General features: G+C 46.3%; 8 protein-coding genes. 2 read left to right on the top strand and 6 right to left on the bottom strand.

Annotated elements, in window-relative coordinates; genetic code table 11:
• From QT974_RS02080 to QT974_RS02065, 4 genes are all read right to left on the bottom strand, one after another.
• Positions 1–667, bottom strand: a 667-nt coding sequence (locus QT974_RS02080) for a Uma2 family endonuclease (RefSeq protein WP_333466869.1), incomplete at its 3' end; no start/stop codon positions are given.
• 428 nt (positions 668–1,095) lie between these two features.
• Positions 1,096–2,619 carry an MlaD family protein gene (locus QT974_RS02075; RefSeq protein ID WP_333466868.1) on the bottom strand — a complete coding sequence of 508 codons (1,524 nt, stop codon included), beginning with the start codon at positions 2,617–2,619 and terminating at the stop codon, positions 1,096–1,098.
• Between the two features lie 69 nt (positions 2,620–2,688).
• Positions 2,689–3,180 (bottom strand): four helix bundle protein, encoded by a 492-nt coding sequence (locus QT974_RS02070; protein WP_442933142.1) that lies wholly within the window; start codon positions 3,178–3,180, stop codon positions 2,689–2,691.
• 81 nt (positions 3,181–3,261) lie between these two features.
• The gene (locus QT974_RS02065) at positions 3,262–4,044 is read right to left on the bottom strand and encodes an ABC transporter ATP-binding protein (protein WP_333466867.1); all 783 of its coding nucleotides are present in this window, start codon (positions 4,042–4,044) and stop codon (positions 3,262–3,264) included.
• Positions 4,045–4,212: 168 nt separating this feature from the next.
• Between QT974_RS02065 and QT974_RS02060 the strand changes: the two genes are divergently transcribed.
• Together QT974_RS02060 and tsaE are read left to right on the top strand one after the other, a co-directional pair.
• Positions 4,213–5,613, top strand: a complete 1,401-nt coding sequence (locus QT974_RS02060) for a gluconeogenesis factor YvcK family protein (RefSeq protein WP_333466866.1) — start codon at positions 4,213–4,215, stop codon at positions 5,611–5,613.
• Between the two features lie 136 nt (positions 5,614–5,749).
• A complete protein-coding gene (tsaE, locus tag QT974_RS02055; RefSeq protein WP_333466865.1) occupies positions 5,750–6,199 on the top strand; it encodes a tRNA (adenosine(37)-N6)-threonylcarbamoyltransferase complex ATPase subunit type 1 TsaE in 450 nt (149 codons plus the stop codon).
• Positions 6,200–6,239: 40 nt separating this feature from the next.
• On the opposite strand, the gene QT974_RS02050 is transcribed toward tsaE, so the two are convergent.
• Together QT974_RS02050 and QT974_RS02045 are read right to left on the bottom strand one after the other, a co-directional pair.
• The gene (locus tag QT974_RS02050) at positions 6,240–6,575 is read right to left on the bottom strand and encodes a DUF5615 family PIN-like protein (protein WP_333466864.1); all 336 of its coding nucleotides are present in this window, start codon (positions 6,573–6,575) and stop codon (positions 6,240–6,242) included.
• A gap of 3 nt (positions 6,576–6,578) precedes the next feature.
• Entirely contained in the window at positions 6,579–6,917 is a 339-nt protein-coding gene (locus QT974_RS02045) for a DUF433 domain-containing protein (protein ID WP_333466863.1), read from the bottom strand.
• Between the last annotated feature and the right edge of the window lie 120 nt (positions 6,918–7,037).

Genomic DNA, 7,037 nt, shown 5'->3' with positions numbered 1-7,037 from the left:
GTTCTTGTTGGACTCTTTCGATACCCCACAGCAACAAATTGCCATTCTCATCCCACCAGCGCAACCAATAACCCGTTCTGTGAGATTTTTCTCCTGACCAAACCCCCAAACATAATCCCATCGATTCTATCCAAAATCGACTATTAGCATCTGGTTCTTGCCGTGTGTACTGTCCCGAAACCAAATGGTATACTCCTAATTCTCCCGATTTAGGATTGAAGATTGCATAAACTGGAACTTGCAAAATTTGCTCGTAAAACCGCCACTTGCCGTAAGGATATTTTGATCTTGTCGAATATTCACTGCCCTTAGTATCCGATAAAAATTCCATCACTACTGCCGGCACTTCTCCCTCTGCATTGGGAGTATAACTGCGGCGCACTTCTCCCGGTTCGGGTGGCAATACTGAGGGAACGTACACCCAATCTGGGGCTTTTACTATTGTTTTATCGTTGACTTTGGCGCACAGTCCAAAGTTGGAAGCTATTAGCATTGAAGCTATGATAAATCCTGCGAGTTCTAAGGATTCTCTAAGGGCTGCTGCTAACAGCGGTTGGTCGATGTTTTCCACAGGATCGTCTGGTAATTTGAAGTCATCGGGCAATTTTTCCCAAGTTATATTGTACTTGGTTTGGGTTTCGACAGGCTTTGATAATGTTTGCGTCATTGTTTTTCCTTGTTTCGCTTGAAAGAGGTTTTTTTAAGAAGATTTGCACAACTTGAATATCGAGGTGCGCACTGCCAATCTTACTAATTGAAACCTCTATAGCAATCCTAAATGATTCAGATAAATTTGTAGGGGTAGTGCCCCCGTGCCTACGGGTGCATCTCACTTTTGAAGCCTGAAGAAGCATGACCGCAGATAAGTTATTAGTTATAATCCTATATTGACTACGGTCATGCTTCGCCCCTACGGATATATTCGCCAAAGTGAGATGCACCCAGTGCCTACCCCCTATCTATCGGGCTCTTCACGAGGGGATTGCCCCTACAAGAATTATGCAAATGATTTAGGATTGCTATATAATGCGCACCTTCCTAGCTGTAGGGCGCGCCACGCGCACCTTACCGACGGTTATTCAATAATACCATATTTTAAGGAGTATTTTCGGGAGGAACTGGTTCTGCTGACCTTGCAGTTTGAGAAGGTATAACAGGCAATTTTTGCTGTTTGTGCAAGCTGGGGAATCCGGGCTTGACTGATTGATTTACTGCCGTTGTACTCGCATTTACTTTCTGCGAAAGGGGAGCTAATGTTTGAGCCACTTTAACTTGTTGCCGCAGTTGTTCTGTCGAACCCAACAAGCTTCCCAATCCGTTAAATAACCTGCGAATGTTATTGCGAAAAGCCGGGTCTCCAGTCACTTCATCCACGTCGGAAGTGATTTTCTGCACGTTCTGAAATGTAGCTCGTGCAGAATCTAGGGTTTGCTGCAATAATAGCAAAGTGGCGGGATTGTTTATCTGATTGGATAAATCTCGCAAAGTAGCAGAAGCTTGGGCAGCATTTGCTGATAAAACTTCTAAATTAGTTAGCAATTGTCCTTGGTTGATGCGATTAATTGTTGGACTCAAACTGCTGACGGCTACCCGCAATTCTTGACTGCTTTGATTGATGTTATTCAGGGTTGAGACTAAACTGGCGCGGTTGGTTGTTACTAATGAATTGACTTCGTTTGCTGTTAATGTGATTTTATTCGCTGCTTGAGTTACTGAATTGGCAGAATTTATGGCAGCGGCAGATACGGCTTTTGTGGAAGTGTCTGCTGTGGCTGCTACTTTGGAAACATCGGCGGCGACTCCTGAGATTTCTCCCTTGAGGGATTGGTTTAAGCTGGATGCTTCTCCTTTTAACGATTGATTTAAACTGTTGATTTCTACCTTCAAAGATTGAGTTAAACTGTTGGCTTCTCCCTTTAATGATTGATTTAAAGTTGCCAATTCGGTTTTTACTGACTCACTTAATTTGCCAACGTCTCCTGTTACTGATTTATTCAATGTTTTGATTTCTGCTTTGGCTGTTTGAGTTAAACTGGATAAATCTTGAGTGAGTTTGGCTGCACCTTTGGCTGTGTTGGCTGTATTCTCGGAAATCGATTTAATGTTGTTGAACAGGGCGGGGTCGGTGTATAAATTAGCTAGGCGGACTGTGGAGCGAATTAGTTCGTCGAGACTGACTCCAGCTTGACCTTTTAATCGGGAATTTTTGCAGATTATCTCAGGGGGACAGTCGGCACTAAAGGGATTGGCGGTGAGTAAGGAGTCTGGCAAAATTGAGTTGGGGGTAATGTCGATCGACGATTCGCCAATTAAACCCGATTTATTTGCTTCGATCGCCACATCGCGCGGCATAACTAAAGTACCGGGGGCTATCTCCATCGTCACATCTACCCCGTTGGCGCTGGCTTTGATGGCAGTAATTTTACCTACGGCGACCCCGCGATACCTGACGGGCGTACCTATTTGCATTCCCTGGGCGCTGGCAAATTCTACGGCGAATTTGTAGCTGCGGTTCCCTAGCTGTACGCCCTGCAACCAGAGCACTAAGCCCCCAAATAAACCGATTCCTACTAAAATCAAGAATCCGACAGAACCTTCTCTTACAGTTCGCGATCGCATATTGCCTCCTTTGGCAATTGGCAGTTGACAGTTGGCAGTTGGCAGTTGATAGTTGGCAGTGGGCAGTTGTTAATTTTTTTCTGATGTGTTCCCTATAGATTTTAGATAGGCATTTAGCCGGGGCGATAATTCGTCAATAATTGGCTTGAGTGTTTCTACTTGCGTAGTTGTTAGTAGTTGCCTAGTATAAGCCCGTCTCAACCAGTGCTTTGTTTCATACAAAGAACCTCTGGCAATTTTGATAAATCTCCGATTATCCTGATAGCTACCTCGACCATCTCCTTCAGCAATATTAGCACCAATACTATCAGCAGAGCGAATAATTTGCTTGCCGACCGTATCTTTTGCTAGTGCATCCCATTTTATAACTATATTCCAAATTTCATCAGCTAGTTTCTCGGCTAATTTATAAACATCTAACCTCTGAAAATTTGTTTCTGACATATCCCATCTCCCAATAATACAAACAATTAACCACAGCCAACTGCTAACTACCAACAGCCAACAGCCAACAGCCAACTGCCAACAGCCAACAGCCAACTGCCAACTGCCAACTGCCAACTAACAACTGCCAACTAACAACTGCCAACTAACAACTGCCAACTAACAACTGCCAACTCCCAACTCCCAACTGCCCACTGACTATCCAATCACTTGAATTGGCCCGGTAACGCTGCCGCTAAAAAATTGTTTAATTAACAAATTATCTGTCAGTGAAATGTCGCTGACAGTTCCCTCCCACTGCACTTTGCCTCGATAGAGAAACACAATGCGATCGGCAGTCCGGCGAATGGTACTGTCTTGGTGAGTGACGATCGCATAAGTGCTACAAACTCCCTGAGCTCTCTGCAAGTCGCGGATTAAATCTTCAATTACCGTCGAAGCGATCGGATCTAAACCCGCCGTCGGTTCGTCGTACAGCAAAACCTCCGGATTGTCCCTGGCATTATCGGGATTTGCCATGATGGCGCGGGCAAAACTTACCCGCTTCCGCATTCCCCCAGACAACTGCGCTGGATAGCGATCGCCAATTCCCCGCAAACCCACCATCTCTAACTTTTGATCCACCAATTCCCGAATCCGGCGGCGCGGCAGCTTAGAATGCTGGTACAGTAAAAAACCGACATTCTCCTCTACCGTAAGCGAATCAAACAAAGCAGCTTGCTGAAACACCATCCCAATCCCGATCGGATCTGCCACGTCGTCCACCCATCCCATCCGCCGCTGTCCCTGAACGAAAACCTCGCCGGCATCCGGGGCCAACAAACCCGCAATTATCCGCAAAATCGTAGATTTCCCCGTCCCGGAAGGGCCAATAATTGCCAGGGCCTCTCCCCGATAAATCCTCAGATCCACTCGATCGAGGATCGGGTTATCCCCGAAGGACTTACTTACCCCCTTGAGTTCGATTAGCGGCTCAGCCATAAGATGCGATCGATTATTATGTTGTCAGTCATCAGTCATCAGTCTAGCTAATGACTAATGACTCATGATTAATGACTAATGACCTAAATTGACTGCCAGAATCAAAACTCTCTTGTATTGTAAATTTGTCAGCTTGAGCTATTCCAATACCATTTAGACTAATTAACCATGTCAATTAGTTCATTTCCTAAAGCCCTGCGAGTCTTTGCCAAAGCTAAGCAGGTTTTTGTCCAATCCAGAAATCCTTACCCTTCTTCTTTGCGGAACGGGCGAGTTCACCAGTGGTTTAAGTGGTTGGCCCCCGGACTGTTGGTGAAACGGTGGCTGCTAATCAGTGCTAGCGGTGTGGTACTTGCCACTTTGGGGTTAGCGATTTGGACTGGGATGACTCCGATTTTTTTCCTGTTGCAATTGCTGAGAAATTTTTTGACCTGGATTGCGGAAGTTATTCCCAATTACGTGTCGGGGCCGATCGTGATTGCGGGCGGAATTTTGTTAATTCTGTGGGGCCAAACTCGCAGTTTGAACTCGATTACCCAAGTCCTGATGCCCGAAGGCAATGAGGAATTGGTCGATCGACTCCTCAACCACCGCCGCTTGCACCGCGGCCCGAAAATTGTGGCAATTGGGGGGGGTACAGGCCTTTCTCATTTGCTGAGGGGATTGAAAGATTACAGTGCCAAAATTACTGCGATTGTCACTGTGGCCGATGACGGCGGGTCTTCCGGGCGACTGCGGCGGGAAATTGGAGTATTGCCGCCGGGAGATATTCGCAATTGCTTGGCCGCTTTGGCCGATGAGGAAAAGTTATTAACTGAGTTATTTCAATATCGCTTTCAGGCGGGTGACGGTTTGGTTGGTCACAGTTTTGGGAATTTGTTTTTGACGGCGATGAGCGATATTGCTGGAGATTTGGAACAGGCGATCGCCGCCAGTTCTAAAGTTTTAGCTGTCAGAGGGGAAGTGCTGCCGGCTACCCTGAGCGACGTTTCTTTGTGGGCAGAACTCTCTGATGGCCGGAGGATTGAGGGGGAGTCCAGCATCACTGAAGCTAACGGAAAAATTGTCAAAATTGGCTGCACTCCTGCTAATCCTCCGGCTTTACCGAGGGCGGTTGAAGCGCTGCGGGAAGCGGATTTTATTATTATTGGGCCCGGGAGTCTTTATACGAGTGTGATTCCAAATTTGTTGGTGAAGGAAATTGCTGATGCGATCGCCCACAGTGAAGTTCCGCGAATTTATGTGTGCAATATTATGACTCAGCCGGGAGAAACCGACGGATACAGCGTTGCAGATCACATTCGGGCGATCGATCGCGCTTGCGGCCGCCCCCTGTTCGATGCTGTAGTAGTTCAAGGAAAAGTCCCATCTGCAAAATCTTTAATCCGCTATTCTCAGGAAAATTCCTATCCGGTTGTACTCGATCGTGAAGCCATAACGCAACTGGGGCGGCGCATTGTCATCGCCAATGTCATGGATGAAGATAAAAATACTGGTTTAATTCGCCACAATTCCCAAAGGTTGGCGGGGATGTTGCTGCGTTGGTACGGGCGCGCCCAGAATATTTAAGCTGCTTTGAGGGAGATTGGGAGATTGGGAGAGGGGGAGATTGGGAGATGGGGAGAGGGGGAGATGGGGAGACAACGGACAACGGACAACTGACAACTGACAACTGACAACTGACAACTGACAACTGACAACTGACATGAAAAGTTTGCTGCCAGATTTTGAGGCTACGCGCCAGTTTGGTATGGCGTTAGGTCGATCGCTCCCACCAGGCACTGTAATCTTGTTACAAGGAGACTTAGGCGCCGGCAAAACCACCTTGGTTCAAGGTATCGCCGAAGGTTTGGGAATCTCCGAATCTGTGGAAAGTCCTACTTTCACCCTGATTAACGAGTATTTTGCAGGGCGGATTCCGCTGTACCATCTAGACTTGTATCGACTCGAACCCGAAGAAGCGGAGGCTTTGCACTTAGAGAGTTATTGGGACGGATTAGAAAGGGATTTGGGGATTGTGGCGATCGAATGGGCCGAAAGATTGCAGTACAAACCTGAAAATTATTTGCAAATTTGTTTGAGTTATCAAGATAATGGGCGGGAAATAGAAGTGATGGGGACTGGCGATTTATTGGATTGGCCGTTGGAAAATTGAGGAAGTGCGATTCCCTACGGGATAGCTACGCTTCACGTACTTACTGCGGCGGGCGGTTGACTCGAATCAATTTGCCCCTCAAAGTTTCCTCACCACCAATAGCATCATTGATGCGCGTTGCCAACCTTTCTAAATTTTTATCGTCTGTACACACAATAATACCAGCATGGTTGGGTTGTTGAGCGTGCAAGCGAATGAAATGCCGGCGATTTTGGGTCATCACCGTGCGATCGTTATTCACAGCAAAATCTAATACTTCCGGGTCATCATCTCCAGCATTTCCTGCCTCTTGAATAGTCAGGGCATCGTGACCGAAATTTCGCAGCAATGCCACAACAGGAAACGGGAACTGTTCGTCTGCATAAAGACGTGCCATAAATTATACTTCCTGCATCATTGCTGCTGCTTCTTCTCTGAGTGCTGTGGCAATTTCTTCTGAATTTTCCTCAGCATAAGTCCAGACATTGACTAAGTTGATAGCATTCAAATAAGGATAAAATTGCAGAATTTCAGCATCCGTTGCACCTTGATTTCGCAAACTCACGAACAGCCAAACGGGTAATCTAGTTTTGGAAATACAAGCATCACCGCCACAAACTCCGGGAGTCTTGGTAATTCCGGGCCAGCTATTGCTTAAACTTTGGGTTAACAGCCGTATTGCTTCAGCTTTCTCAGTCGGAGTTAAGGCAAGAAGTTGTGTTTTTAATTCTGGGAGCATAGGTAATATTGCCTTGACAATAAGGGAATATATTCTGATGATTTTAGCACAATTTTTTTCATAACCGTAGGGGCGAAGCATTTGGGCTAAAAATCATAAATTGTGCGGGCGAATAATTGC

Origin of the sequence: Microcoleus sp. BM001215392 (assembly GCF_036700185.1) — a bacterium.
In the GTDB taxonomy this organism is placed as follows: domain Bacteria; phylum Cyanobacteriota; class Cyanobacteriia; order Cyanobacteriales; family Microcoleaceae; genus Microcoleus.
Note: the sequence above shows the minus strand (reverse complement) of the source record. Positions and strands in the feature narration are given on the sequence as shown.

Excerpts from the sequence above, each read along its gene's own strand:
- QT974_RS02050 (WP_333466864.1), bottom strand. The coding sequence starts at position 6,575 with ATGGCACGTCTTTATGCAGACGAACAGTTCCCGTTTCCTGTTGTGGCA.
- QT974_RS02060 (WP_333466866.1), top strand. The coding sequence starts at position 4,213 with ATGTCAATTAGTTCATTTCCTAAAGCCCTGCGAGTCTTTGCCAAAGCT.
- QT974_RS02065 (WP_333466867.1), bottom strand. The coding sequence starts at position 4,044 with ATGGCTGAGCCGCTAATCGAACTCAAGGGGGTAAGTAAGTCCTTCGGG.
- tsaE (WP_333466865.1), top strand. The coding sequence starts at position 5,750 with ATGAAAAGTTTGCTGCCAGATTTTGAGGCTACGCGCCAGTTTGGTATG.
- QT974_RS02075 (WP_333466868.1), bottom strand. The coding sequence starts at position 2,619 with ATGCGATCGCGAACTGTAAGAGAAGGTTCTGTCGGATTCTTGATTTTA.
- QT974_RS02045 (WP_333466863.1), bottom strand. The coding sequence starts at position 6,917 with ATGCTCCCAGAATTAAAAACACAACTTCTTGCCTTAACTCCGACTGAG.